A 24,335-nucleotide genomic window follows, 5' to 3' on the forward strand; every position below is an offset into this window, starting at 1 on the left:
CGCGGCCGGCGCCGGGACGCCGACGCCCGCGCCCCGGCGGCGCGGCGGCGGTCGAGGGCCCGCCCGCCCTCACCCCGCCGCAGTCGATCGGGAACCGCGCGTCCTCACCGCGCCGGCCGTACGACCATGGCCGAGCCGCCTCCCCTGCGGACCGTCTCCGCGGCGGCCACCCAGCGGCCGTCCGGCAGGCGCTGCACGCCCGTCGCCGCGCCGATCTCCGGGTTCTGCCGGAAGCCGTGCCCGATCGCCTCCAGTTCGGCCCTGACCGGGCTGTTCCACAGGGCCGGTTCGAGTTCGGTGGTCGCCTGGTTGCGCTGGCTGGCGCGTGGGGCGGCGATGGCGTCGACGAGGGGCAGACCCCGGTCGACGACCCCGGTGAGCGTCTGGAGGACCGTCGTGATGATGGTGGCGCCGCCCGGCGAGCCGAGCGCGAGGACGGGCCTGCCGTGCCCGTCGAGGACGATCGTCGGGGAGATCGAGGAGCGCGGTCGCTTGCCGGGACCGGGCAGGTTCGGGTCGTGGACCGCCGGGTTCGCCGGGGCGAAGGAGAAGTCGGTCAGCTCGTTGTTGAGCAGGAAGCCCCGGCCGGGCACGGTGATCCCGCTGCCGCCGGTGGACTCGATGGTGAGCGTGTAGGCGACGATGTTGCCCCACTTGTCGGCCACCGTGAGGTGAGTGGTGTTCTCCCCCTCGTAGGTGGTCGGGGCCGCCGTGCCGCCGCTCGCGCACGGCACCGGGCTGCTCGGGTCGCCGGGAGCGAGGGGGCTGGTCAGGGCGGCGTCGTCCCGGATGAGGCAGGCCCGGGAGTCGGCGTACCGCTGGGAGAGCAGTCCGCGCGTGGGCACCTGCTCGAAGGCCGGGTCGCCGACCCAGCGGCCCCGGTCGGCGAAGGCGATGCGGCTGGCCTCGATGTACCGGTGCAGATAGCCGGCCGGTGAGGCGGCGGCGAGGTCGGTGCCCTCCAGGATGTTGAGCGCCTCCCCGACGCTGGTGCCGCCGGAGGAGGAGGGGGCCATCCCGTAGACGTCGAGTCCGCGGTACGAGACCTTCGTGGGCTTCCGGAACTCGGTGCGGTATGCGGCGAGGTCACGCTCCGTCAGGTCGCCGGGGCGGACCTTCCGGGTGGCGCCCTCACGGACCGGGGGCGTGCGGACGGTGTCGACGATGTCCCGGGCGAGCGGTCCCCGGTAGAGCGCTCCGACGCCTTCCCGGCCGAGCTTCTCGTACGTACGGGCCAGGTCGGGGTTCTTGAACACGGATCCGACGACGGGCAGTTGCCCGCCCGGCAGGAACAGCTGGGAGGTGGCGGGGAAGTCACGGAAGCGTGCTTCGTTGCCCGCGGTCTGCGCGCGGAAGGTGTCGTCGACGGTGAAGCCCTCGCGGGCCAGCCGCTCGGCGGGTTCGAGCAGCGCACCGAGCCGCTTGCTGCCCCAGGCGTCGAGTGCGGTCTGCCAGGTCGCCGGGGTGCCGGGGGTGCCGACGCCGAGGCCGCTCGTCATGCCCTCCTCGAAGGGGATGGGCGCGCCGTTCTCCTGGAACAGGCCGGCGCCGGCGGAGCGGGGCGCGGTCTCGCGTCCGTCGATGGTCCGCACGGTGCGGCTCTTCGCGTCGTAGTACACGAAGTAGCCGCCGCCTCCGATGCCCGCCGAGTAGGGCTCGGTGACACCGAGGGCCGCCGCGACGGCGACGGCGGCGTCCACGGCGTTGCCGCCCTTGCGGAGCACCTCGACTCCCGCGGCGGAGGCGTCGGCGTCGACACTGGCGACGGCGCCGCCGTACCCGACGGCGACCGGTGCCTTGACCGGTGGCGGCGCCGCGGTCGGCGGGGCCGTGGGCGGGGCGGCGGCACCCATCGAGAGCACCGTCGCCGCGACGGCGAGAACAGAGACCTTGCCAGCGGCGGAGCGACGCATTCCCTACCTCCAGTCAATGACCGTCCGCGCAGCGTAACTTCCTTGGGCCTCTCCCGTCAGGACCGCCTCGAACAAGGGGCCGGTGTCCCGCTACCATGCGCGCCCATGAACGAAGACGTGCGCAACATCGTGCTCGGGGTGCTGGCGACGGGCGTCAGCGCGTCCTTCGGCTGGCTGGGCCGCACGTACCTCTGGCGGCGCGGGCTCCGCCGCAAGCAGGCGTTCTTCGGGCTGCCCGGGAGTTCCGAGTGCCTGCTCGTGGTGAACAGGGAGTCGGGTGGCGAGCGCTCGGTGCACCGCTTCGACGTCTTCGCGCTGCTCGAACTCTCGGCGCTCATCAAGGACTGCGGGGCGCAGGCCCGGATCCTCTCCCACGACCAGGCGCACCAGGGCTTCGGGGACCGCACCGAGTTCTGCGTGGGCGGCCCCTACTCGAACCGGCGGATGGACGCCCATCTGGCCACGCTGCTGCCCGGGGTGACGGTGAACGTCGAGGTGGAGCCGAGCCCGGTCCGCGGCATGTTCCGGATCGGCTCACAGCGCTACCTGTCGGAGGTGGGCGTCTCCGAGTACGTGATCCTCGCCCGGCTCACGGCGGGCGAGGGCGGGCGGCCGGTCTTCCTCTTCTGCGGGCAGCGGGCCATCACCAACCAGGCAGCGACCCGCTATCTGGCCCGGCACCACGAGGAGTTGGCACGGCGGCACCGCTCCGGCTCCTTCGTGCTCCTCCTGAAGGTGGTCAACTCGCAGGCGTACGGCCCTGATGTGGTGGAGCTGGTGGCCGATGTCACCCGCGAGGCGCTGACGGCTCCCGCAGCCGAACCGGCAGCGACTTGATTCCGTTGATGAAGTTGGAGACGAGGCGGCGGGGAGGTCCGGCGGGTTCCAGGCCGCCGCAGGCCCGGCGTACCTCCTCGTGGAGCACCCGGAGCTGAAGCCGGGCGAAGTGGGCGCCGAGGCAGACGTGCGGGCCGTCACCGAAGGAGACGTGCGGGTTCGGGTCGCGGCCGAGGTCGAGGCGGTGCGGGTCGGGGAAGACGCGCTCGTCGTGGTTGGCGGAGGCGTGGAAGACGACGACCTTGTCGCCGCGCCGGATCGGCTGTCCGGCGAGTTCCGTGTCGTGGGCGGCGGTGCGGCGGAAGGAGAGCACGGGCGGGTGGACCCGCAGGAGTTCGTCCACGGCCGTGTCCATGGAGACCTCGCCGTTCCACAGCCGGCGCTGTTCGTCGGGGTGTTCGGCGAGGGCGAGGACGCCGCCGGGGGCGGCGCTGCGGACGGTGTCGTTCCCGGCGACGGTGAGCAGGAAGAAGAACATCTCCAGTTCGGCGTCGCGGAGTTCGGAGGCGGCGAGGACGCTCATGACGTCGTCGGCGGGGTGGGCGCGCTTATGGGCGGCGAGCTGCTGGGCGTACTCGAACATCTCGGCCAGCATGGCGGGTGAGCGGGGGTTGACCGGTCGCCCCTCGGCGTCGAGGACCGGCGGCTCGTCGGGGTCCTGGTACGCGATGACGCGTTCGGTCCAGGTGTGGAGCAGCTCCCGGTCGCTCGCGGGGACGCCGAGCAGATCGGTCAGGTTGAGCAGGGCGTAGTCGTCGGTGACGGCCCGGACGAGGTCCACCTCTCCCCCGGTGTCGACCGCCGCCGCGAGCAGCCGCCGGGCCCGCTCCCGCGCGGTGGCAGCGAAGCGCTCGATCCGTCCGGGGGTGAAGGCGCGGCTGACGAGGCGTCTCAACGAGCCGTGTTCCGGAGGGTCCTGATTGAGCATCATGCGCCGGATGAAGGGCAGGTCGGCGGGGTGGGGGTCGCGGATCTGGGTGGCACCGAGGCACGAGGAGTACGTCCCCGGGTCCTTGAGCACCCGGACGACGTCGGCGTGCCTGGTGACGGCCCAGAACCCGGGACCGGCGGGCCAGCCGAGGATCTCGGGCTCGTCCTGGCGGGCGACGGGGGCGCGGTCGCGGAGCGCGCGGAAGCGGTCGTGCGGGATGCCGGCGGCGTAGATCCGCGGATCGAAGACGTCGGGCGCGTCGGCCGTGTTCCCCACCGGCTCTCCCCTCGGGGTGAAGACGTCACCATCATGACAGGTCAGAGCCGTTCTTCGTAGGACGGAGCGCACAGTTCGAGAGCCTTGTCCGGGGTGTCCCCCGACTCCCAGAATCTCCCGCGTCGCATCACATGGAGAGCGGGGGGCACATGGATATCGCGGGGAAGTTCAGCCAGGACGCGGTGCTGCGGGGCGCGGGTACTGCCGCGAGCGGCGCCCTCGTCGCGTACCTCTACGACGTGGGCCCGCTCGGCGTCGGCAAGCTGGTCAGCAACGCCCCGTACACCTTCCACGACCGGACCCCGGGCAAGCCGTTCGGCGTCGACCTGGAGCTGTTCTCCACGGCGTACGACGTACCGGCCGGGCACCGGCTCGCGCTGGTCGTCGACACCGTCGACCCGCTCTACATCGAGCACAACCCGACCGGCGCGCAGCTGACCTTCTTCTCCCCCTCGGCCGACCCGTCGTACGTGTCGGTACCGCTATGGAAGGAGTGATCACCGGCTGCTGCCGGGCGGGTGCGGCTCTCGCTCGCTACTGCGGTCCCGGCAGCAGCGTCCCTGGTTCGGCCGGAGCGACCTCGACGGCCTTCGTCTTCGGACTGTGGCGCTCCCTCCTGGCCACCCAGGTGGCGAACCAGGAGAGCAGCATGCACATCCCGATGTAGATCGGCGAGATCACCATCACGACCGGGATGAAGGGCAGGTCGTAGTCCAGGTTGGAGGCGATCAGCTTGCCCGCGTGCAGGAACTCCTCGTAGGTGATGAGGTAGCCGAGCGAGGTGTCCTTGAGGGCCACCACCAGCTGGCTGATGATGGCGGGCAGCATCGCGCGGACGGCCTGCGGCACCAGGACGTAGGTCATGACCTGCGTCTTGCGCATGCCGAGCGCGTACGCGGCCTCGCCCTGGCCGCGTGCGACGGCGTGGATACCGGTACGGAAGACCTCCGCGAGCACGGAGCCGTTGTAGAGGGTCAGTCCGGCGACGAGCGCGGGCAGCGGCTGCACCTTGAGCGCCACGAAGATGAAGAAGATCATCACGAGGACGGGCATGGCGCGGAAGAACTCGACGAGCACGGTCGACACCCAGCGCAGCGCCCGGTGTTCGGAGAGGCGCCCGGTGGCGAGGACCGCGCCGAGGGCGAGGGAGAGCACCGAGGCGTAGGCGAAGGCCTTGAGGGTGTTGGCGAGCCCGCGCAGCAGCAGTTCCTGGATCCCCTTGTAGAGGAAGGGGGACCACTTGGTGGAGGTGAACTGCTCGGTGTCGAAGAGGAGATAGAGGATCCAGCCGGCCAGCGCGAGGAGCACCACGGTGGAGGCGAGGCCATAGAGCAGGTGGCGCCGCCGGGCGTGCGGGCCCGGGATGTCGTAGAGGGCGGTGGACTGGGTCATCGGGCGACTCCCCAGCGCTTCTCCATGATGTGGAAGAGGGCGCTGATGGTGAGGGTGATGATCAGGTATCCGACGGCGATCCAGACGAAGGTCCAGATGATGTTGTAGCCGAGTTCGCTCAGGGTCTTGTAGGTGCCGAGGAGTTCGGTGACGCTGAACGCCCCCGCGATGGCCGAGTTCTTGGCGAGGGCGATCAGGGTGGAGCCGATCGGCGGGATGACCGTGCGGAAGGCCTGGGGCAGGACGACGGTGCCGAGGGTCTGGGTGAAGTTCATTCCGAGGCTGCGGGCCGCCTCGCCCTGACCGAGCGGCACGGTGTTGATGCCGGAGCGCAGGACCTCGCAGATGAAGGCCGAGGTGTAGCAGCCGAGCGCGAGGACGGCGAACACCTCGAAGGGCAGCACGAGTCCGAACCGGGGCAGGCCGAGCATGACCGCGAAGAACAGCAGGGTCAGCGGGGTGTTGCGCAGGATGGTGACCCAGACGGTGCCGAAGACCCGGAAGGAGCCCACGGGCGCGACCCGGAAGGAGGCCATGACGAAGCCCAGGACGAGGGCCAGCGCCGAGGCGTAGACGGTGAGTTCGACGGTACCGAGGAATCCCTTGCCGTAGAGCGAGAAGTTCTGGGTCAGGACATCCATGGCGATGGCTCCATGTCGGGGGTTCCTCCGGTCAGCTCGCCGGGTATCGGTCGATGGCGGGCGGCTTCGGGGCCGGGACCCCGGAGAGGCCGAGGGTGGCGTCGTACGCCTTCTTCCAGTCGCCGTTCTTCTCGTGGGCGGCGATGGCGTCGTCGAGCGCGAAGCGCAGCGCGTTGTCCCCGCGCGGGACGCCGATGCCGTACGGCTCCTCGGAGAACGGCTTTCCGACGACCTTGAGTTCGTCGGGGACCTTGGCGGCGTAGCCCATCAGGATCGTGTCGTCGGTGGTCACCGCGTCGACCTGGTAGGTCAGCAGGTTGTCCACGCAGGCCGAGTACGTGTCGTAGGCGACGAGTTCGGCCTTCGGGTAGTCCTTCTGGATCCGCTGGTACGGGGTCGAGCCGGCGGCCGAGCAGACGCGCTTGCCGGCCAGGTCCTGGGGTCCCGCGATGTCGGTCTCGTCGGTGCGGACCAGGAGGGACTGGCCGGCCAGATAGTAGGGGCCGGCGAAGCCGACGAGCTTCTTGCGGTTGTCGTTGATGGTGTAGGTGCCGACGTAGTAGTCGATCTGGCCGTTCTGCAGGGCGGTCTCGCGGTTGGCCGAGGCGATCGTACGGAAGTCGATGCCTGCCGGGTCGAAGCCGAGGGAGGCCGCCATCATCTTGGCGATCTCGATGTCGAAGCCGGAGTACCGGCCGGTGGCCGGGTCCTTCTCGCCCATGTAGGGCTGGTCCTCCTTGGCGCCGACGATCAGCCGGCCGCGCTTCTTCGCCCGGTTCCAGGTGGCGGAGTCGGGCAGGGTGAACCCCGACTGGACCTGGTAGACAGGGAGTCGGTCGGGCTGCGGGCCCTTGACGGGCGGGCTGCCCTCCCGGCCGCAGCCGCCGAGCGCCGCCGTCGCGGCGAGCAGCAGGGCGAGCGCGACCAGGGTGCGGTGCGTACGCTGCATGGTTCCCAACCCGCTCAGTGCTTGAGGATCTTGGAAAGGAAGTCCTTGGCGCGCTCGCTGCGCGGGGCCGTGAAGAACTCCTCCGGCGTGCGGTCCTCGACGATCTTCCCGTCGGCCATGAAGACGACCCGGTTGGCGGCCGAGCGGGCGAAGCCCATCTCGTGGGTGACGACCACCATCGTCATTCCCTCGTGGGCGAGTTGCTGCATGACCTCCAGGACCTCGTTGATCATCTCGGGGTCGAGGGCCGAGGTCGGCTCGTCGAAGAGGAGGGCCTTGGGGTCCATGGCGAGGGCGCGGGCGATGGCCACGCGCTGCTGCTGGCCGCCGGAGAGCTGGGCCGGGTACTTGTCGGCGTGGGCGGCGAGCCCGACCCGTTCGAGGAGTTCGCGCGAACGCCGGTCGGCCTCCTCCTTCTTGCGCTTGCGGACCTTGATCTGCGCGAGGGAGACGTTCGCGAGGACGGTCTTGTGCGCGAAGAGGTTGAACGACTGGAAGACCATGCCGACTTCGGCCCGCAGCCGGGCGAGCTCCTTGCCCTCCTCGGGGAGGGGCTGTCCGTCGATGACGATCTCGCCGGACTCGACCCGCTCCAGGCGGTTCATCGCCCGGCAGAGGGTGGACTTGCCGGATCCGGACGGGCCGATGACGACGACCACCTCACCCCGGCCGACGGTGAGATCGATGGACTGGAGGACGTGCAACGTGCCGTAGTGCTTGTTGACGCCACGCAGTTCGATCAGCGGATCGACGACGGCCATACGCTGCCCTGCCCCATTTCTCAGCGGTGTCGAGTCAGCGCAAGCTATCCACCCGAAAAGGGACTTCAGGCCCGACACGCATAAAACAGGAATAAGCCGTATTTACTGCAAAAGGGTGGTGGGGTGTACCCGGAATCAGTACTCGGCGGCCTCCGCGTAGACCTGCGAGAGCTCCGGCGAACCCGTCATCGCCCAGCCGAGACCGGCCTCCACGACCTGGATCTCACGCCCCGAGGCGAGCCGGACCACCGGCCCGCCGCCCGGCCACACCTGCCAGCGGGCACCCGGCACGTTCCGGACGATCACGGTGCCGAGGTAGAGCCCCGCGTCGTTCCCGACCCAGGGCAGTTCCTCCGGATCGTCCCGCCAGCGGGGCGGCAGCTGGTCGAGCTCCTGGAGCGAGCGCGGGGTGTCGTCGAGCGCCACCCCGGACTGCGCCACCCGGGTGCGCAGCAGCTCGCACTCGGCGAGCAGCTCGCCCACTCCCTCGGGGTCGCGGTCGTAGGCAGCGACCAGCGGGGGCTCGGCCGGCTCGGGCTCATGCCGCTTGCGCCAGTTGTCCAGAAACGGGATGTTCATCCGACCAGCCTCGCACCGCCACCCGCCGGTCGACCACCCGGCGCGCGGAGATCATTTCCGCCGCCGGGCAGCCGCCCGCGCTACACGTCGAGATCGACGACGACCGGCGCGTGGTCGGACGCGCCCTTGCCCTTGCGCTCCTCGCGGTCCACGTAACTGTCGGTGACCGACTCGGCGAAGGTCTTGTTGCCGTAGACCAGGTCGATGCGCATGCCCTTGTTCTTCGGGAAGCAGAGCTGGCGGTAGTCCCAGTACGTGAAGGGGTGGTCGTACTTGAGGGGGCGCGGGACCACGTCGGACAGACCGGTCTCGCGGAGTCCGGCGAGCGCGGCCCGCTCCGGCTCGGTCACGTGCGTGGCGCCCTCGAAGACGCCGATGTCCCAGACGTCGTCGTCGGTCGGGGCGATGTTGTAGTCACCGAGGACCGCGAAGGGGCGGTCCCCCGCCGCGTCCTCCCCTACGGCGGCCTTGAGCGCCTCCAGCCAGCGGAGCTTGTAGGCGTAGTGCTCGTGGGCGACCTCCCGGCCGTTCGGCACGTACACCGACCAGACGCGGACCGGGCCGCAGGTCGCGGAGATCGCCCGGGGCTCCTCGGCGCCGTCGTACTCGGGTCCACCGGGCAGACCGGTGACCACGTCCGCGAGGCCGACGCGGGAGACCAGGGCCACGCCGTTCCACCTCCCGGTGGCGTTGACCACGGACTCGTACCCCAGGGCGCGCAGCTCCTCGGTGGGGAACTGCTCGGCGGTGCACTTGGTCTCCTGGACGCACAGCACGTCCGTGCCGGTGCTCTCCAGCCAGGCGAGCAGCCGGGGCAGCCGGGCGGTGATCGAATTGACGTTCCAGGTGGCGATGCGCATGAGCGCAAGCCTACGTGCGGGCACTGACAATCGGCGTCGCAGCGGGCTCCGGGCCGGTCGTGCGGCCCCCGCGGGGCCGCCCTCGGAGGTGGGTGCTCAGACCTCCGTGGACGTGCCCGGGGCGAGGCGGTTGTGGTCGGTGCCGCCGAGGGCGCCGATCTGGCGGTCGTAGATGGGGCGGGCCAGGTCGGTCAGCAGCGCGTCGTGGATGTCGTAGGCGCGGCGCGGCCCGACCTCGCGGACGTAGTCGATGACCTCGGAGATCTTGTTCCACGGGGCCATGACGGGCAGCAGCAGCGTGTCCACGGGGTGGTCGGGCACGGTGAGGGCGTCTCCGGGGTGGAAGACGGAGCCGTCGACGAGGAAGCCCACGTTGGTGACGCGCGGGATGTCCGGGTGGATCACTGCGTGCAGCTCGCCGTGCACCTGGACGTCGAACCCGGCCGCCGTGAACGTGTCGCCGTGACCGACGGTGTGCACCCGGCCGGGGAAGGCCGCCGAGAGCTGTTGGGCGACGCTGCGCAGCGTCCAGACCTCGGCGGCCCCGTTCGCCTCGAGGGCCGCGCGCAGCCGGCCCTCGTCGAAGTGGTCGGGGTGCTCGTGCGTGACGAGCAGGGCGTCGGCCCCGAGGACCGCGTCCTCCTCGGTGAACATGCCGGGGTCGAGGACGAGCGTCCGCCCGTCCTTCTCCAGCCGCACGCAGGCGTGGGACTTCTTCGTCAGCTTCACACGGCCAGGTTACGCCGGGGGCCTGGTCTCCTCCTCGACGACGCGGGCGACCACGCCGAGCGCGGTCTCGGCGGCGGGGAAGCCGCAGTACACGCCCGCGTGGACGACGATCTCGCGCAGTTCCGCGGCCGACAGGCCGTTGCGGAGGGCGGCACGGGTGTGGTCGGCGAGGGCCTCGCGGTGACCGCCGGCGATCAGCGCGGTGAGGGTGACGACGCTGCGGGTGCGCCGGTCGAGGCCGTCCCGGTCCCAGACCTCGCCCCAGGCGTACCGGGTGACGAGGTCCTGGAAGCTGCCGTCGGGGTCGCCGGCCAGCGCCTGGTCCACACGGGCGTCGCCGAGGACCTCGCGGCGCAGGGCGATCCCCTTGTCGTACGGGTCGGGCCGGCCGGCCTCGGCGGACTCGACGGCCGGGACGGGCTCGGGCGCGGGGGCGGCCGGCAGCGGCGGCACGGTGAGGACGCCGCTGGTGTCCGGCGCGGTGCCCGCGAAGTGCTCGACGAGCAGGTCGGTCACGGCGGCGGGCTGTTCGACGGGGGCGAGGTGCGAGGCGCCGGGCACGACGGCGAGCCGTGCGTCGGCGATGCCGGCGACGAGGGTACGGGCCTCGGCGGGCCCCGTGACCTGGTCCTCCGAGCCGACGAGGACCAGCACGGGGACGCCGATCCGGTCCAGGGCCTCGCGGACGTCGAAGACGGCGAGGGCCTCGCAGGCGGCGACGTAGCAGGCGGGGTCGGTCGTCCGGACCATCTGCACCGCCCAGTCCACGATGGCGGGCTGCGCACCGGCGAACACGGGGGTGAACCACTGCTCGGGGGCGGTGCGGGCCATCGGCTCCAGGCCGTTGGCCCGGACGATGACACCGCGCTGGCGGAACTCGTCGGCGCTGCCGAACCGGGGCGAGGTCGCGACCAGGGCGAGCGAGGCGACCCGGTGCGGTGCGCGCAGGGCGAGGTCGAGGCCGACGGCGCCGCCGAGGGAGCAGCCCGCGTACCCGAAGCGCTGGATGCCGAGTGTGTCGAGGGTGGCGAGGAGCCGGTCGCCCAGCTCGGCGACGGAGGTGAAGGGCTCGGCGGGGGCGCCGCCGTGCCCGGGGAGGTCGAACCGGACGACCCGCCAGTCCTTGATGAGTTCGGGTATCTGCCGGTCCCACATGTGGCGCGTGGTGCCGAGAGAGGGTCCCAGGACCAGGACCGGGGCGTCTTCCGGCCCGTCAGAGCCGTACTGCAGGGTTTCCGTGTTCTTCTCGTTCACCCGCTCACGCTCGCACATCCCGCCCGCCGGGCGGGACGCGGGTGCGGGCCGGCCGCCGCGCGGGGGCGGGCGCCGGGGCCGTACGGGCGGGGCCGCGCACGGGGTCCCCCACGGCTCCTCCACGGGCCGGGTACGGGTCGCGCACGGGTCTCGGGAAAAAAACTTCGGCCGGGGGCGAATCCTTTCGGGACCCCCCCGTCTCTTATCCGTGTACCGGCCGAACGGGCCGGCTGAACCGGGAGGAAACACTCATGGTCACCGCCATCGTCGTCATCGGAGTCCTGCTCGTGGGCGCGTGCAGCTGGCACCTGATGCGCCGCTTCAAGAGCCGCAGCTGACCGCGGTCCGCGTGCGGGGCGCCCTCCGGGTATGAGTAGCACATGAACCCACGCTTCCCCTGGCCGGACGAGCGGCTCATCAAGGCCGCTCAGGACGGCGACGTCAGCTCGCTCACCACCGTCGTCATGGAATCGCAGCCACATGTGCGCAAGTTCGCCATATCACTGTGCGCCTCGCCGCAGGACGCCGAGGACGCGGCGCAGGAGGCGCTGATCATCCTCTACCGGAAGATCGGCACCCTCCGGGCCAGTGGCGCGCTCGCCTCATGGATGTTCCGCATCGTGCGCAACGAGTGCCTCAGACAGGTACGGCTGCTCGTGTCGTGGAGCGACCTGGCGTCGGCCGAACCGGAGGGGTGCGCCGAGCCGTCCGCCGAGCAGGCGGTGCTGCACCGGCTGGAGGTGGAGCGGATCGCGGCCGCGGTCAGCGCCCTTCCCCGTGAGCAGCGGCAGGTCCTGATCATGCGGGACGTCCAGGGCCTGCCCGGTAGGACCGTCGCCCGTTCGCTCGGTCTGAGCACCGCCGCGATGAAGTCGCGGCTGCACAGGGCGCGAACAGCACTGCGTCACTCGCTGGAAGTGACCGACCAAGCACCCGATCAGGCATCAGATTCAGCCATCGGACCACCAGTCGGAGGAGAAACGCAACCGTGAACACCGTAAAGACCGCACCCGGCGTGCTGATCGAGACCCCCGCCGCCAAGCCCGCGGGGCCCGACTTCGCCAGCAAGTCCGTGCCGCGCCACCTGGCGCGCGGCGCCATCGGCTTCGGGCTGATCATCGGCTCGATCGCCATGGTGCCCGTCGCCGGCCCGGCGACCCTGCTGGCGGCGCCGCTGGCGCTGATCGCCTTCCGCGGCTGCCCCACCTGCTGGATGGTCGGCCTGGCGCAGACCATCTCCCGCGGTCGTCTGGAGCGTCAGTGCGTGGACGGCGTCTGCACCCTCACCAAGGCGCAGCCGGGACCGAAGTCCTGACCCCGTGAACCCATGAGCCCGCCGCCCCTCGGTCCCCCGGACCGACGGGCCCGCGGACGCCTGCGGGAAAGCGGCCGATAGCGGTTGCGAGGCAATCGCGCAAGCCCCCTCGGATTCCGTCTGGTTGACCAGACGGTTACACGCAAGCCCTGCCCCCGAAATGCCCCCCGTGCATTGTTTTCGTATGCCAACTCCGGCCCGTGGCCATTGGTTTACGGAGCGCCGACTCGGTGCTAGGGTCCAAATGCCGGACCGCCGAGTCGGCAGTGCCGTTGATGATGCTTCACGGGGGGAGCAACAACACCATGATCCGCCATGCCCGGATTCAGGAAACACCATCACCTTTGGCCGACGCGGTTGCCGTCGTCGGTCTTTCCTGCCGTTTTCCCGGTGGCGCGAGCCCTGCGGAATTCTGGGACCTCCTCAGGTCCGGTCGCGACGCCATTGCGGAGCCACCCGCGGATCGCGCCCATCTCGCCGCATTAGATGACGGTTCACCGCGCCCCGGAGGCTTTCTGCCCCAGGTCGACACCTTCGATGCCGAGTTCTTCGGGATATCCCCGCGCGAGGCCGCCGCGATGGATCCGCAGCAGCGGCTCGCGCTCGAACTCGCCTGGGAGGCCCTTGAGGACGCCGGGGTCGTCCCGGCCACGCTCGCCGGCACCTCCACCGGTGTCTTCGTCGGCGCGATCGCCGACGACTACGCGGCCCTGACCCACGCGGCGGGCCCCGGCGCCACCTCCGCGCACACCGTCACCGGACTCCACCGGGGCATCATCGCCAACCGGATCTCCTACGTCCTCGGCCTCCAGGGCCCCAGCATGGTGGTCGACACCGCGCAGTCGTCCTCGCTGGTCGCGGTGCAGTTGGCCTGCGAGAGCCTGCGTCGCGGCGAGTCCGTCGTGGCACTGGCGGGCGGTGTCAACCTCAACCTCGCGCCGGAGAGCACCCACGCCCTGGCGGCCTTCGGCAGCCTCTCGCCCGACGGGCGATGTTACGCACTCGATGCCCGGGCGAACGGCTATGTCCGGGGCGAGGGCGGCGGCGTGGTCGCGCTGAAACTCCTCAGCCGGGCGATCGCGGACGGCGACCGCGTCCACTGTCTCCTGCACGGCGGGGCCATCGGCAGCGACGGAGCGAGCGAGACCCTCCCCACCCCGAACGGAAATGCCCAGGAGCGCGTCATACGCGCTGCCTGGGCCGACGCATGTATACCGTTGGAACAAGCGCAGTACATAGAAATACACGGCTCGGGAACCCGCGTCGGCGATCCTGTAGAAGCTTCCGCTCTGGGCGCCGTATTCGCTTCGTCCCGTACTCCCGGTAATCCCCTCGCACTCGGTTCCGTCAAGACGAACATCGGGCACTTGGAAGGCGCGTCGGGCATAGCGGGACTGGTCAAGACCATCCTCTGCCTCAAAGAGCGGGAAATCGTTCCAACCCTCAACTATCAAACACCCAATCCGGCCATCGCGTTCGATGAACTGAAGCTCGCCGCCGTCACCGAGGCAGGTACGTGGCCGAATCCCGACGGGCCGCTCTTCGCCGGTGTGACATCGGTCGGAATGGGCGGAACCAACTGCCATCTGGTACTCGGCGAGTGGCCGGGAACCGCCGCCGAGAACATCGAGAACAAGCCAGAGCAGATCCCTGAGCACGCCGGTGTGTCGGACGTACGCGCATCCGTCCCCTGGGTGCTTTCCGGGCACGGCGACAAGGCGCTGCGCGCCCAGGCCGCCCGGCTGCGCGAGCACCTCGCCGCACACCCTGACGCGGGCGCCGTCGAGATCGCCCGGGCCCTCGCCCACGACCGCACCGCGTTCAGCCACCGGGCGGTCCTGGTCGGCGCCGACCGGAGCGAACTGCTGACCGCCCTGGACGCCGTCGCCGACTCCGGCGTCACTCCGTCCGCGGTCACCGGCAGCAGCCACCGGGCCGCCCGCAAGGCCGTGTTCGTCTTCCCCGGCCAGGGTTCGCAGTGGGCCGGCATGGCCGCCGAACTCCTGGACAGCGCCCCCGTCTTCGCCCGGGTCGTCGAGGACTGCGAGCGCGCGCTGCGCCCGTACCGCGACTGGTCGCTCACGGATGTGCTGCGCGGACGCCCCGGCGCCCCCGCCCTCGACCGCGACGACGTCGTGCAGCCCGCACTGTGGGCCGTGATGGTCGGTCTCGCCGCGCTGTGGCGGGAGGCGGGTGTCGAACCGGCCGCGGTCGTCGGTCACTCCCAGGGCGAGATCGCCGCCGCCACCGTCAGCGGCGCCCTGAGCCTCGACGACGCGGCCCGGCTGATCGCCGTGCGCAGCGCCGCCCTCGGCGCGCTCGCCGGCCGCGGCGGCGGCATGCTCACCGTGTCGCTGCCCGCCGACCGGGTCCGCGACGACCTCGCCGCCCACCCGCAGTTGAGCGTGGCCGCCGTCAACTCCCCCGGCATGACCGTGGTCGCCGGTGACGGCGCCGCCCTGGACGCACTCGCCGCGCGGTACGGCGAGGACGTCCGCACCCGGCGTGTCCCGGTCGCCTACGCCTCGCACAGCCCGCACGTCGACGCCGTGCGCGACGCGCTCCTCGCGGACCTCGCCGGGATCGCCCCGCGCCCCGGGACCGTACCGCTGCACTCGACCGTGACCGCCACGGAGGTCGAGGGCTCCGAGCTGGACGTCGACTACTGGTACCGGAACCTGCGGGAGCCCGTACGGTTCGCGCCGGTCGTCCGTGCCCTGCTCGACGCGGGCCACGAGCTGTTCCTCGAGATGAGCCCCCACCCGGTGCTCGCGCTCGCCGTCCGGCAGACCGCTGAGGCCGCGGATCTGCCGGTCACCGCGCTGGGCACGCTGCGGCGCGGCGAGGGCGGCCCGCGGCGGCTGACGCTCGCGTTCGGCGAGGCGTTCTGCCACGGCGCGGAGGTGGACTGGTCCGCCGTCCTGCCCGCCGCCCCGGCCGCCCGCACCGAGCTTCCGACGTACGCCTTCCAGCGGCGCCGCCACTGGATCACCGCGCCGCCCGGCGCCGCCCGTGTCGCCCCGCCGTCGGCCGGCACCGCGCCGGCGAACCCGGCCGAGGCGTTCCAGGACGACCCGGCGGACGGCGACGGGACCGAGGCGATCCGCTCGCTGACCGGCCCGGCCGCCCTGGAGCTGGTACGGGCGCACAGCGCCGCCGTCCTCGGCTACGAATCCCCCGCCGAGATCGAACCCCGGCGGACCTTCAAGGAGTTGGGCATCGACTCGGCGATGGTCGTCGAGCTGCGCGACCGTCTCGTCGCCGCCACCGGCCGCAAGCTCTCCACCACGGTGGTGTACGACCATCCCAGCCCCGCCGCGCTGGCCGCCCTGCTCGCCGACGAGCGGCAGGACGCGGCGGCCCCCGAGGCGGGTCCCGATCAGGACGACCCCGTCGTGATCGTCGGCATCGGCTGCCGTTTCCCGGGCGGCGTGGACTCGCCCGAGGCCCTGTGGCGGGTCGTCGCCGAGCAGCGCGACGTGATCTCCGGCTTCCCCGCCGACCGCGGCTGGGACCTCGACGGCCTCTACCACCCGGACCCCGCGCATGTGGGCACCACGTACGTGCGCGACGGTGGCTTCCTCGAAGGCGCCGCCGAGTTCGACGCCGAACTGTTCGGGATCTCGCCGCGCGAGGCGCTGGCGATGGACCCGCAGCAGCGCGCCTTCCTCGAAGTGTGCTGGCAGGCCCTTGAGCGGGCCGGAATCGCCCCGGACTCCCTGCGCGGCACCCAGGCGGGGGTGTTCGCCGGTGTGATGGCGCAGGAGTACGGTCCGCGGCTCGGTGAGGCGGGCGTGGGCGCCGCCGGGTTCGGGCTGACGGGCACGACGTCCAGCGTGACGTCGGGCCGGGTGGCCTACACGCTCGGACTCCAGGGCCCGGCGCTGACCGTGGACACCGCCTGCTCGTCGTCCCTGGTCGCGCTGCACCTCGCGGTCCGCGCGGTGCGGTCCGGTGAGTGCTCGCTCGCCCTCGCGGGCGGTGTGACCATCATGTCGACGCCCGGCATCTTCGTGGAGTTCTCGCGTCAGCGGGGCCTCGCGGAGGACGGCCGCTGCAAGTCCTTCTCCGCCGACGCCGACGGTACGGCGTGGGCCGAGGGCGTCGGTGTCCTCGTCGTGGAGCGGCTGTCCGACGCCCGGCGCCTCGGACACGACGTACTCGCCGTGGTCGCCGGAACCGCCGTGAACCAGGACGGCGCCTCCAACGGGCTCACCGCCCCGAGCGGCCCGGCCCAGGAGCGGGTGATCCGCGCCGCCGTCCAGGACGCCGGGGTGTCCTTCTCGGGTGTCGACGCGGTCGAGGCCCACGGCACCGGCACGGTCCTCGGCGACCCCATCGAGGCGCAGGCACTGCTCGCCACCTACGGCACCGAGCGCGACGGACAGCCCCTGCTGCTCGGCTCCCTCAAGTCCAACCTCGGGCACGCCCAGGCGGCGGCCGGAGTCGGCGGCGTCATCAAGATGGTCATGGCCCTGCGCAACGGGCAGCTGCCCGCCTCGCTGAACGTGGGCGAGCCCAGCAAGCTCGTCGACTGGGAGGCGGGCGGCGTCGAGATCCTCACCGAGCCCCGCCCCTGGCCCGCCACCGACGACCGGGTCCGCAGGGCCGGTGTGTCCTCCTTCGGCATCAGCGGCACCAACGCCCATGTGATCCTCGCCGAAGCCCCCGCCCCGCAGCCCGCCGCCGAGCCGCTGGCCACCGGCCCCGACGCAGCCACCCCGCTGTGGGTGCTGTCCGGCCGTACCGAACCGGCGCTGCGCGCCCAGGCCACCGCCCTCGCCGGCGCCCTGGACACCCTCGGCGTCGTGAGCGACGGCGACCTCGGCCGCGCCCTCGCCACCACCCGTACCGCCCTCGACCACCGTGCCGCGGTCACCGCCGAGGACCGGGCGGAGGCCGTCGCGGCGCTCACCGCGCTCGGCCGGGGCGAACCGCACTCCGCCCTCACCGTCGGTGCGGCACGCCCCGACGACGGACTCGCCTACCTCTTCACCGGGCAGGGAAGCCAGCGTGTGGGCATGGGGAGGGAGTTGTACGAGAGCGAGCCGGTGTTCGCCGCCGCCCTGGACGAGGTGTGCGCCGAACTGGACGCCCGCCGCGCGTCCGTGCCCGGCACACCACCGATCCTCGAGGTGATGTTCCACGACGCCGAGGCGCTCGACCGCACCGAGAACACACAGAGCGCCCTCTTCGCCCTCCAGGTCGCGTTGTTCCGGCTGCTCGAACACCGGGGCCTGGCTCCGGACGCCGTACTCGGCCACTCCATCGGCGAGTTCGCCGCCGCCCACGTCGCCGGGATCCTCACCCTGGCCGACGCCTGCACCCTGGTCGCCGCACGCGGCCGGCTCATGCAGGCCCTGCCGGCCGGCGGCGCGATGGTGGCCGTCCGGGCTTCCCGGGACGAGGTCTCCGTCCTCCTCGAAGGCCGCGGCCACGAAGTGAGCATCGCCGCCGTCAACGGCCCCGCGGCCGTCGTCGTCTCCGGTGACGTCGAGGCCGTCGAGGAGGTCGCCGGGGTCTTCGCCGCCGCCGGCCACAAGACGCGCAGGCTCGTCGTCAGTCACGCCTTCCACTCCCACCGCATGGACGGGATGCTCGACGCGTTCGCGGCCGTCACGGCGGGAGTGCGGTACGCGCAGCCGCGCGTCACCATGGTGTCCACCGTCACCGGCCGGCCCGTCGACATCACCGCCGACTACTGGGTCCGGCAGGTGCGCCGGGAAGTACGGATGTCCGACGGCCTCGCCACCCTCCACGAGCTGGGGATGCGGACCTTCCTCGAACTCGGCCCGGACGGTGTGCTGTCGGCCCTCGGCCAGGACTGCCTCGACGACGAAGCAGTGGCGTTCGTCCCGGTGCTGCGGCGCGGGCGGCCCGAGCGCCGCACCCTGTCCCAGGCACTCGGCGCCCTGCACGTCCGGGGCCGAAGCCCCGACTGGCACGCCGTGTTCGGCCCCGGACGGACACCCGCCCTGCCCACGTACGCCTTCCAGCGGGAGCGCTACTGGCTGACCGCTCAGGGTGCCCAGGGAGCGGCCGGGCACCCGATGCTCGGCCCCGTCGTCGAACTCGCCGAATCCGGACAGGCCGTACTGACCGCCCGGCTCGGCAGGCGTACGCATCCCTGGCTGGCCGACCACGCCGTCCTCGGATCGGTCCTGCTGCCCGGCACCGCGTTCCTGGAAGTCGCCGCCCACGCCGGCGCGCAGACCGGCATGCCGCACGTCGCCGAACTCACCCTGGTCGCACCCCTGGTGATCCCGGCGGAGGGCCGTGCCGAGGTGCAGGTCGTCGTGGCCGCGCCCGGCGACGACGGTCAGCGCGCGCTGACCGTTCACGCCCGCTCCGAGACTCCGGACGGCGCCACCGAGCCGTGGACCCTGCACGCCACCGGTGCGCTCGCCCCGCACGACGGCCCGCCCGCGAAGGCCGCGGTCCGGCCCGACGGCGGGACCGAGCCCCTGCCCGTGGAGGGCTGCTACGACGATCTGGCCACCGCCGGATACTCCTACGGCCCGGTGTTCCAGGGCCTGCGGGCCGCCTGGCGGCAGGGCGAGGCGGACCTGCTCGCCGAGGTCGCCCTGCCGTCGTCCGTCACCGACGCCGGTTCCTACGGGGTGCACCCGGCCCTGCTCGACGCGGCCCTGCACCCGATCGTGATGACCGCGCTGGCCGACGGTGAGCGCCGTCTCCTGCCCTTCTCCTGGCGGGGTGTGACCGTCCGTCAGCCCGGGGCCCGAAGTGCTCTCGCCCTGATCGCGCACACCGGTCCGGACACCGTCTCGCTGACCCTGCTCGACGAGTCCCGCGCGGTGGTCGCCGAGATCGAGGAGCTGGTGCTGCGCCCGGTGAGCGACGAAGTGGCCGTTCCCCGGTCACTCCACCGCCTGGACTGGAAACCGGTCACGGCGGAGCGGGAATCGTCCCCGTCGGCCGTCGTCCTGGGCTCCGCCGACCTCGGTGTCGGGCAGGCTTACGCCGATCTGGCGGCGCTCGGGCGGTCTCTCGACGCGGGCCACCCGGCGCCCGAGGTCGTCTTCGCCCCGCTCGCGGGACTCACGGGCTCGGTGGACGCCAGCAGCGCGGCAGCCGACACCCGGCCCGCCGCCGTGCACCGTGCGCTCGCCGCGCTCCAGGCGTGGCTGGCCGACGACCGGTTCGCGGACTCCCGGCTCGTGCTCGTCACGCGGGCCGCCGTGGCCACGGAACCGGACGCCGACGTCGACCCCGACGTGGCCGCCGTGTGGGGTCTGGCGCGCTCGGCCCAGACGGAGAACCCCGGGCGGATCGGTCTGCTCGACGTGGAGTCGGCCGCCGACTGCCGTACCGCACTGCCGTTGATCGGCACCGAACCCCAACTAGCCGTACGAGAAGGATCGTTGCTGGTTCCCCGGCTCGGCCGGGCGGCGGGCGACGGCGCCCTCGTCCCCCCCGCCGGGGTGTCCGCATGGCGCCTCGCGGTACGCGACCGGGGGACGCTCGACCATCTGACGCTCGCCCCCTGCCCGGAGGCCCTGGCCCCGCTGGCCGAGGGCGAGGTCCGCATCTCCGTGCGCGCCGCGGGCGTCAACTTCCGCGACGTCCTGAACACCCTCGGCCTGTACCCCGGCGACCCCGGCCTGCTGGGCCTCGAAGGGGCCGGCGTGGTCACCGAGGTCGGGCCGGGCGTCGTCGGACTGGGCGTCGGGGACCGGGTGATGGGTCTGCTCTCCGGGGCGTTCGGACCGGTGGCCGTCGCCGACCACCGGCGGGTCGCCGCCATGCCGGACGACTGGTCGTACGCCCAGGCGGCGTCCGCGCCCATCGTGTTCCTGACCGCGTACCACGCCCTCGTCGGCCTGGCGGGTCTGGCGGAGGGCGAGCGCGTCCTGATCCACGCCGCCGCGGGCGGGGTCGGCATGGCCGCCGTCCAGCTGGCCCGGCACCTGGGTGCCGAGGTCTACGGCACGGCGGGTCCCGGCAAGTGGGACGCCCTGCGTGGTCTCGGCCTGGAGGGGACGAACCTGGCGTCGTCCCGCACCCTGGACTTCGAGACCTCGTTCGGCGCGGCCACCGAGGGCCGTGGCATGGACGTCGTACTGAACTCGCTCGCGGGTGAGTTCGTGGACGCGTCCCTGCGGCTGCTGCCGCACGGCGGTCGGTTCGTGGAGATGGGCAAGACGGATCTGCGCGACCCGGAGCGGGTGGCGGCCGACCACCCGGGGGTGGACTACGGCTTCTTCGACCTGCTCCAGGAACCGACGGAGCGGATCGCGGAACTCCTGGCGGACGTAATGAAGTTGCTGTCCTCGGGGGCACTGAAGCCGCTGCCGGTCAACACATGGGACGTCCGCCGTGCACCGGAGGCGTTCCGTCACGTCAGTCAGGCCAAGCACATCGGCAAGGTCGTCCTGACCCTGCCGGCGGCACTCGACCCGGACGGCACGGTGCTGGTCACCGGGGCCACCGGAGCGCTCGGCGGACTGGTCGCACGGCATCTGGTCACCGAGCACGGCGCCCGCCGTCTGCTCCTGGTCAGCCGCCGTGGCCCCGAAGCCCCGGGATCCGGTGAACTGGCCTCGGAACTCACCGATTTGGGCGCTGAGGTGATGGTCGCCGCCTGTGACACCGCCGACCGGAACGCGCTCTCGGAGCTGCTGAACGGCGTACGGCTCACCGCCGTCGTCCATGCCGCGGGCGTGCTCGACGACGGTGTGGTCACCGCGCTCACCCCCGAACGCCTGGACACCGTGCTCGCCGCGAAGGCGGTGGCGGCCCGGAACCTCCACGAGCTGACCACGGACCAGGATCTCGCGGCGTTCGTCCTCTTCTCCTCCGTCATGGGGGTCATCGGTGGCGCCGGCCAGGGCAACTACGCCGCCGCCAACACCTACCTGGACGCGCTGGCCCAGTACCGCAGGGTGCGTCGTCTGCCGGCGCTGTCCCTGGCCTGGGGCATGTGGTCGGACACGGCGGGGAGGCCGGGTGCCGCCGGCATGGCGGGCGCCCTGTCCGAGGCCGACCGGGTGAGGATCGCCAGAACCGGACTCGCGCCCATCGACCGGGCGGAGGGCCTGGCCCTGCTCGACGCGGCTCTCCGCACGGACGCCGCCGCGCTCGTACCCGCCCCCCTGGACCGTGCCGCGCTCGGCGCGCTCGGGGACCAACTGCCCACCGTGCTAAGGGATCTGGCGCCGGTGGCGGTCCGGCCGGCCCAGGTGCCGACGGCCGCGGCGGCCCCGACGACCGGGACCCTGAGCGACCGGCTCGCCGTACTCAGCCCGCCCGAGCGGGAGGAACTGCTGCTCGACCTCGTCCGGGTACAGACCGCCGCCGTGCTCGGGCGGTCCTCGGCGGCCGGCATCCCCGCCGACCGTCCCTTCAAGGACATGGGCTGCGACTCGCTCACTCTCGTCGAACTGCGCAACAGGATCCAGACCGGCTCCGGTCTGCGCCTGCCCGCGACCTTCCTCTTCAACTACCCGACACCCCTTGCGGTCGTGGCCCAGCTGCACTCCGAACTGGCCCCGGACGACGAGGACTCCGACGCCACCACCGAATCCATCGACGCGACCGGCGGCACGGCCGTACCCGGACTGATCGAGCTCGGCCGGCTGGAAGCGACGCTCGCCGAACTGCCGGACGACACCCGGGACGACATCAGGGACGAGATCGTCCAGCGACTCCAGGCACTGGTCGCCCGCGTACCGGCCCAGCGGGCCCCGGCCGACGACATGGACCTGACCGAACGGGTCCAGTCCGCGTCGGTCGACGAACTCCTCGCGTTCATCGACTCCGAACTGTGACGCACGCCATCTCCGCACTCTGACGGCACCTCCCACTCCGACGCCGCCTCCGCCCCGCGCGGAGGACCGGCACCCTGCTCACCCTGCTCGCTGCGCGCGGCACACCCGGGCACGTCTCACGGGCAGCCGTGCCCGGATTCCGCGCGCACGCACCACTTCACGACGCCTACGGGGGCACCTTCACCATGACAACGACGGACAACGACAAACTCGTCGAATACCTCAAACGACTCACCGTCGACCTCCACCAGTCCCGTCAGCGGATCCGCGAGCTGGAGGCGGGCGCCGGATCGGGCACGGAGACGAGCACGAACGCCGACGATCCGATCGTGATCGTCGGCATGGGGTGCCGATTCCCGGGCGGCGTGGACTCGCCCGAGGCGCTGTGGCGGGTCGTCGCCGAGCAGCGCGACGTGATCTCGGGCCTCCCGGTCGACCGTGGCTGGGACCTCGAAGGCCTCTACCACCCGGACCCGGAGCACTCCGGTACCTCGTACGTGCGCGACGGCGGGTTCCTGACCGGCGCCGCCGAGTTCGATCCGTCCTTCTTCGGGATCTCGCCGCGCGAGGCGCTGGCCATGGACCCGCAGCAGCGGCTCCTCCTCGAAGTGTCCTGGGAGGCCCTGGAGCGGTCCGGCATCACGCCCGGGTCGCTGCACGGTTCGTCGACGGGCGTGTTCCTCGGCGCCATCGCCCAGGAGTACGGCCCCCGGCTCGGCGAGGCGGCGGCGGGGGCCGCCGGGTTCGGCCTGACGGGAACCACGTCCAGCGTGGCATCGGGCCGGGTGGCCTACACCCTCGGACTCCAGGGCCCGGCGCTGACCGTGGACACCGCCTGCTCCTCGTCCCTCGTCGCCCTGCACCTCGCGGTGAACGCCGTACGGTCCGGTGAGTGCTCGCTCGCCCTCGCGGGCGGTGTGACCATCATGTCCACGCCCGGCATCTTCGTCGAGTTCTCCCGGCAGCGGGGCCTCGCGGCCGACGGCCGGGCCAAGTCCTTCTCCGCCGACGCCGACGGCACCGCGTGGGCCGAGGGCGTCGGCGTCCTCGTCGTCGAGCGGCTCTCGGACGCCCGCCGCCTCGGACACGACGTACTCGCCGTCGTCGCCGGAACCGCCGTCAACCAGGACGGCGCCTCCAACGGGCTCACCGCCCCGAGCGGCCCGGCCCAGGAGCGGGTGATCCGCGCCGCCGTCCAGGACGCCGGTATCACCTTCTCCGGCGTCGACGCCGTCGAGGCCCACGGCACCGGCACCGTCCTCGGCGACCCCATCGAGGCACAGGCACTCGTCGCCACCTATGGCACCGAGCGCGAGGGACAGCCGCTCCTGCTCGGCTCCCTCAAGTCCAACCTCGGACACTCCCAGGCGGCGGCAGGCGTCGGCGGCGTCATCAAGATGGTCATGGCCCTGCGCCACGGCGAACTGCCCGCCTCCCTCAACGTGAGCAGGCCGAGCGAGCTGGTGGAGTGGGACGCCGGCGTCGAGCTGCTCACCGCACCGCGCCCGTGGCCCGCCGAGGAGGACAGGGTCCGCAGGGCCGGTGTTTCCTCCTTCGGCATCAGCGGCACCAACGCCCACGTCATCCTCGCGGAGGCACCGGCCGAGCCCGCCACCGAGGAGACCGCGCCCGTACCGCTGCGGGAAACGGACCTTCCGTGGCTGGTCTCCGCGCGCTCGGCGGACGCGCTCGCGCAGGCCGCCGGACAGCTGGCCGCACACGTACGGGCGAAGCCCGAGCTGACCCCCGCCGATGTCGCGTGCTCCCTGGCCACCGGGCGGTCCGCCTTCGAGTCGCGGGCCGTCGTCCCCGGTACCGACGGCCGTGAGGGGCTGCTCGCCGGTCTGGACGCGCTGGCCTCCGGGGAGCTCACCGCCGAGAGCGGCGTGTCGGCCTCCCGGGCCGTGTTCGTGTTCCCGGGGCAGGGTTCGCAGTGGGTGGGCATGGCCCTGGGCCTCCTCGACTCCTCGCCCGAGTTCGCCCGTGTCATCGCCGAGTGCGAGACGGCCCTCTCCCCCTTCGTGGACTGGTCGCTCACGGCCGTGCTCCGTGGTGAGGACGGCGCACCGGGCCTGGACCGGGTCGATGTCGTCCAGCCCGCCTCCTGGGC

General features: G+C 72.3%; 16 protein-coding genes. 6 read left to right on the top strand and 10 right to left on the bottom strand.

Annotated features, from left to right (window positions below):
• Positions 1 to 104: 104 nt before the first annotated feature.
• Entirely contained in the window at positions 105 to 1,913 is a 1,809-nt protein-coding gene (gene ggt, locus ABT154_RS25795) for a gamma-glutamyltransferase (protein WP_351859508.1), read from the bottom strand.
• Positions 1,914 to 2,018: 105 nt separating this feature from the next.
• Here ggt and ABT154_RS25800 point away from each other — a divergent pair, with 105 nt between their 5' ends.
• On the top strand, positions 2,019 to 2,750 hold the full coding sequence (locus ABT154_RS25800) for a hypothetical protein (RefSeq protein ID WP_351859510.1): 732 nt from the start codon (positions 2,019 to 2,021) through the stop codon (positions 2,748 to 2,750).
• Here ABT154_RS25800 and ABT154_RS25805 read toward each other — a convergent pair.
• Entirely contained in the window at positions 2,701 to 3,957 is a 1,257-nt protein-coding gene (locus ABT154_RS25805; protein WP_351859512.1) for a cytochrome P450, read from the bottom strand. The two genes, ABT154_RS25800 and ABT154_RS25805, sit on opposite strands and share 50 nt — an antisense overlap.
• 131 nt (positions 3,958 to 4,088) lie before the next feature.
• On the opposite strand from ABT154_RS25805, the gene ABT154_RS25810 reads away from it, so the two are divergent.
• Positions 4,089 to 4,454, top strand: coding sequence for a CocE/NonD family hydrolase C-terminal non-catalytic domain-containing protein (locus ABT154_RS25810; RefSeq protein ID WP_351859514.1), 366 nt, complete (start codon positions 4,089 to 4,091; stop codon positions 4,452 to 4,454).
• Positions 4,455 to 4,491: 37 nt separating this feature from the next.
• Here ABT154_RS25810 and ABT154_RS25815 read toward each other — a convergent pair whose 3' ends face one another.
• The 8 genes from ABT154_RS25815 to pcaDC form a co-directional block, all read right to left on the bottom strand.
• The gene (locus ABT154_RS25815) at positions 4,492 to 5,349 is read right to left on the bottom strand and encodes an amino acid ABC transporter permease (RefSeq protein WP_351859516.1); all 858 of its coding nucleotides are present in this window, start codon (positions 5,347 to 5,349) and stop codon (positions 4,492 to 4,494) included.
• Positions 5,346 to 5,990 carry an amino acid ABC transporter permease gene (locus tag ABT154_RS25820; protein ID WP_351859518.1) on the bottom strand — a complete coding sequence of 215 codons (645 nt, stop codon included), beginning with the start codon at positions 5,988 to 5,990 and terminating at the stop codon, positions 5,346 to 5,348. The genes ABT154_RS25815 and ABT154_RS25820 overlap by 4 nt, the downstream gene beginning before the upstream one ends.
• A 31-nt stretch (positions 5,991 to 6,021) precedes the next feature.
• Positions 6,022 to 6,939 carry a glutamate ABC transporter substrate-binding protein gene (locus ABT154_RS25825; protein WP_351859520.1) on the bottom strand — a complete coding sequence of 306 codons (918 nt, stop codon included), beginning with the start codon at positions 6,937 to 6,939 and terminating at the stop codon, positions 6,022 to 6,024.
• Positions 6,940 to 6,953: 14 nt separating this feature from the next.
• Entirely contained in the window at positions 6,954 to 7,700 is a 747-nt protein-coding gene (locus ABT154_RS25830; RefSeq protein ID WP_351859521.1) for an amino acid ABC transporter ATP-binding protein, read from the bottom strand.
• Positions 7,701 to 7,835: 135 nt separating this feature from the next.
• Entirely contained in the window at positions 7,836 to 8,279 is a 444-nt protein-coding gene (locus ABT154_RS25835; RefSeq protein WP_351859523.1) for a DUF6278 family protein, read from the bottom strand.
• An 80-nt stretch (positions 8,280 to 8,359) separates the two neighbouring features.
• Positions 8,360 to 9,139, bottom strand: a complete 780-nt coding sequence (locus ABT154_RS25840; RefSeq protein ID WP_351859525.1) for an exodeoxyribonuclease III — start codon at positions 9,137 to 9,139, stop codon at positions 8,360 to 8,362.
• Between the two features lie 96 nt (positions 9,140 to 9,235).
• On the bottom strand, positions 9,236 to 9,868 hold the full coding sequence (locus tag ABT154_RS25845; RefSeq protein ID WP_351859527.1) for an MBL fold metallo-hydrolase: 633 nt from the start codon (positions 9,866 to 9,868) through the stop codon (positions 9,236 to 9,238).
• 9 nt (positions 9,869 to 9,877) lie between these two features.
• A complete protein-coding gene (pcaDC, locus tag ABT154_RS25850; RefSeq protein WP_351859529.1) occupies positions 9,878 to 11,140 on the bottom strand; it encodes a bifunctional 3-oxoadipate enol-lactonase/4-carboxymuconolactone decarboxylase PcaDC in 1,263 nt (420 codons plus the stop codon).
• A gap of 362 nt (positions 11,141 to 11,502) precedes the next feature.
• Here pcaDC and ABT154_RS25855 point away from each other — a divergent pair, with 362 nt between their 5' ends.
• The 4 genes from ABT154_RS25855 to ABT154_RS25870 form a co-directional block, all read left to right on the top strand.
• The gene (locus ABT154_RS25855; protein WP_351859531.1) at positions 11,503 to 12,114 is read left to right on the top strand and encodes an RNA polymerase sigma factor; all 612 of its coding nucleotides are present in this window, start codon (positions 11,503 to 11,505) and stop codon (positions 12,112 to 12,114) included.
• Positions 12,111 to 12,437: a hypothetical protein gene (locus tag ABT154_RS25860; RefSeq protein WP_502969587.1), complete on the top strand. Its 327-nt coding sequence runs from the start codon at positions 12,111 to 12,113 to the stop codon at positions 12,435 to 12,437. Before ABT154_RS25855 ends, ABT154_RS25860 begins: the two co-directional genes overlap by 4 nt.
• Positions 12,438 to 12,742: 305 nt before the next feature.
• Positions 12,743 to 22,225, top strand: a complete 9,483-nt coding sequence (locus ABT154_RS25865; protein WP_351859533.1) for an SDR family NAD(P)-dependent oxidoreductase — start codon at positions 12,743 to 12,745, stop codon at positions 22,223 to 22,225.
• A gap of 185 nt (positions 22,226 to 22,410) precedes the next feature.
• Positions 22,411 to 24,335: type I polyketide synthase (locus ABT154_RS25870; RefSeq protein ID WP_351859535.1), on the top strand; the 1,925-nt coding region annotated here is incomplete at its 3' end.

Source organism: Streptomyces sp. NPDC001728, from assembly GCF_040297565.1.
GTDB lineage: Bacteria > Actinomycetota > Actinomycetes > Streptomycetales > Streptomycetaceae > Streptomyces.

Coding starts and splice junctions, on each gene's coding strand:
- ABT154_RS25810 (WP_351859514.1), top strand. CDS start 4,089: ATGGAGAGCGGGGGGCACATGGATATCGCGGGGAAGTTCAGCCAGGAC.
- ABT154_RS25830 (WP_351859521.1), bottom strand. CDS start 7,700: ATGGCCGTCGTCGATCCGCTGATCGAACTGCGTGGCGTCAACAAGCAC.
- pcaDC (WP_351859529.1), bottom strand. CDS start 11,140: ATGTGCGAGCGTGAGCGGGTGAACGAGAAGAACACGGAAACCCTGCAG.
- ABT154_RS25835 (WP_351859523.1), bottom strand. CDS start 8,279: ATGAACATCCCGTTTCTGGACAACTGGCGCAAGCGGCATGAGCCCGAG.
- ABT154_RS25855 (WP_351859531.1), top strand. CDS start 11,503: ATGAACCCACGCTTCCCCTGGCCGGACGAGCGGCTCATCAAGGCCGCT.
- ABT154_RS25820 (WP_351859518.1), bottom strand. CDS start 5,990: ATGGATGTCCTGACCCAGAACTTCTCGCTCTACGGCAAGGGATTCCTC.
- ABT154_RS25800 (WP_351859510.1), top strand. CDS start 2,019: ATGAACGAAGACGTGCGCAACATCGTGCTCGGGGTGCTGGCGACGGGC.
- ABT154_RS25840 (WP_351859525.1), bottom strand. CDS start 9,139: ATGCGCATCGCCACCTGGAACGTCAATTCGATCACCGCCCGGCTGCCC.
- ggt (WP_351859508.1), bottom strand. CDS start 1,913: ATGCGTCGCTCCGCCGCTGGCAAGGTCTCTGTTCTCGCCGTCGCGGCG.
- ABT154_RS25825 (WP_351859520.1), bottom strand. CDS start 6,939: ATGCAGCGTACGCACCGCACCCTGGTCGCGCTCGCCCTGCTGCTCGCC.
- ABT154_RS25865 (WP_351859533.1), top strand. CDS start 12,743: ATGATCCGCCATGCCCGGATTCAGGAAACACCATCACCTTTGGCCGAC.
- ABT154_RS25815 (WP_351859516.1), bottom strand. CDS start 5,349: ATGACCCAGTCCACCGCCCTCTACGACATCCCGGGCCCGCACGCCCGG.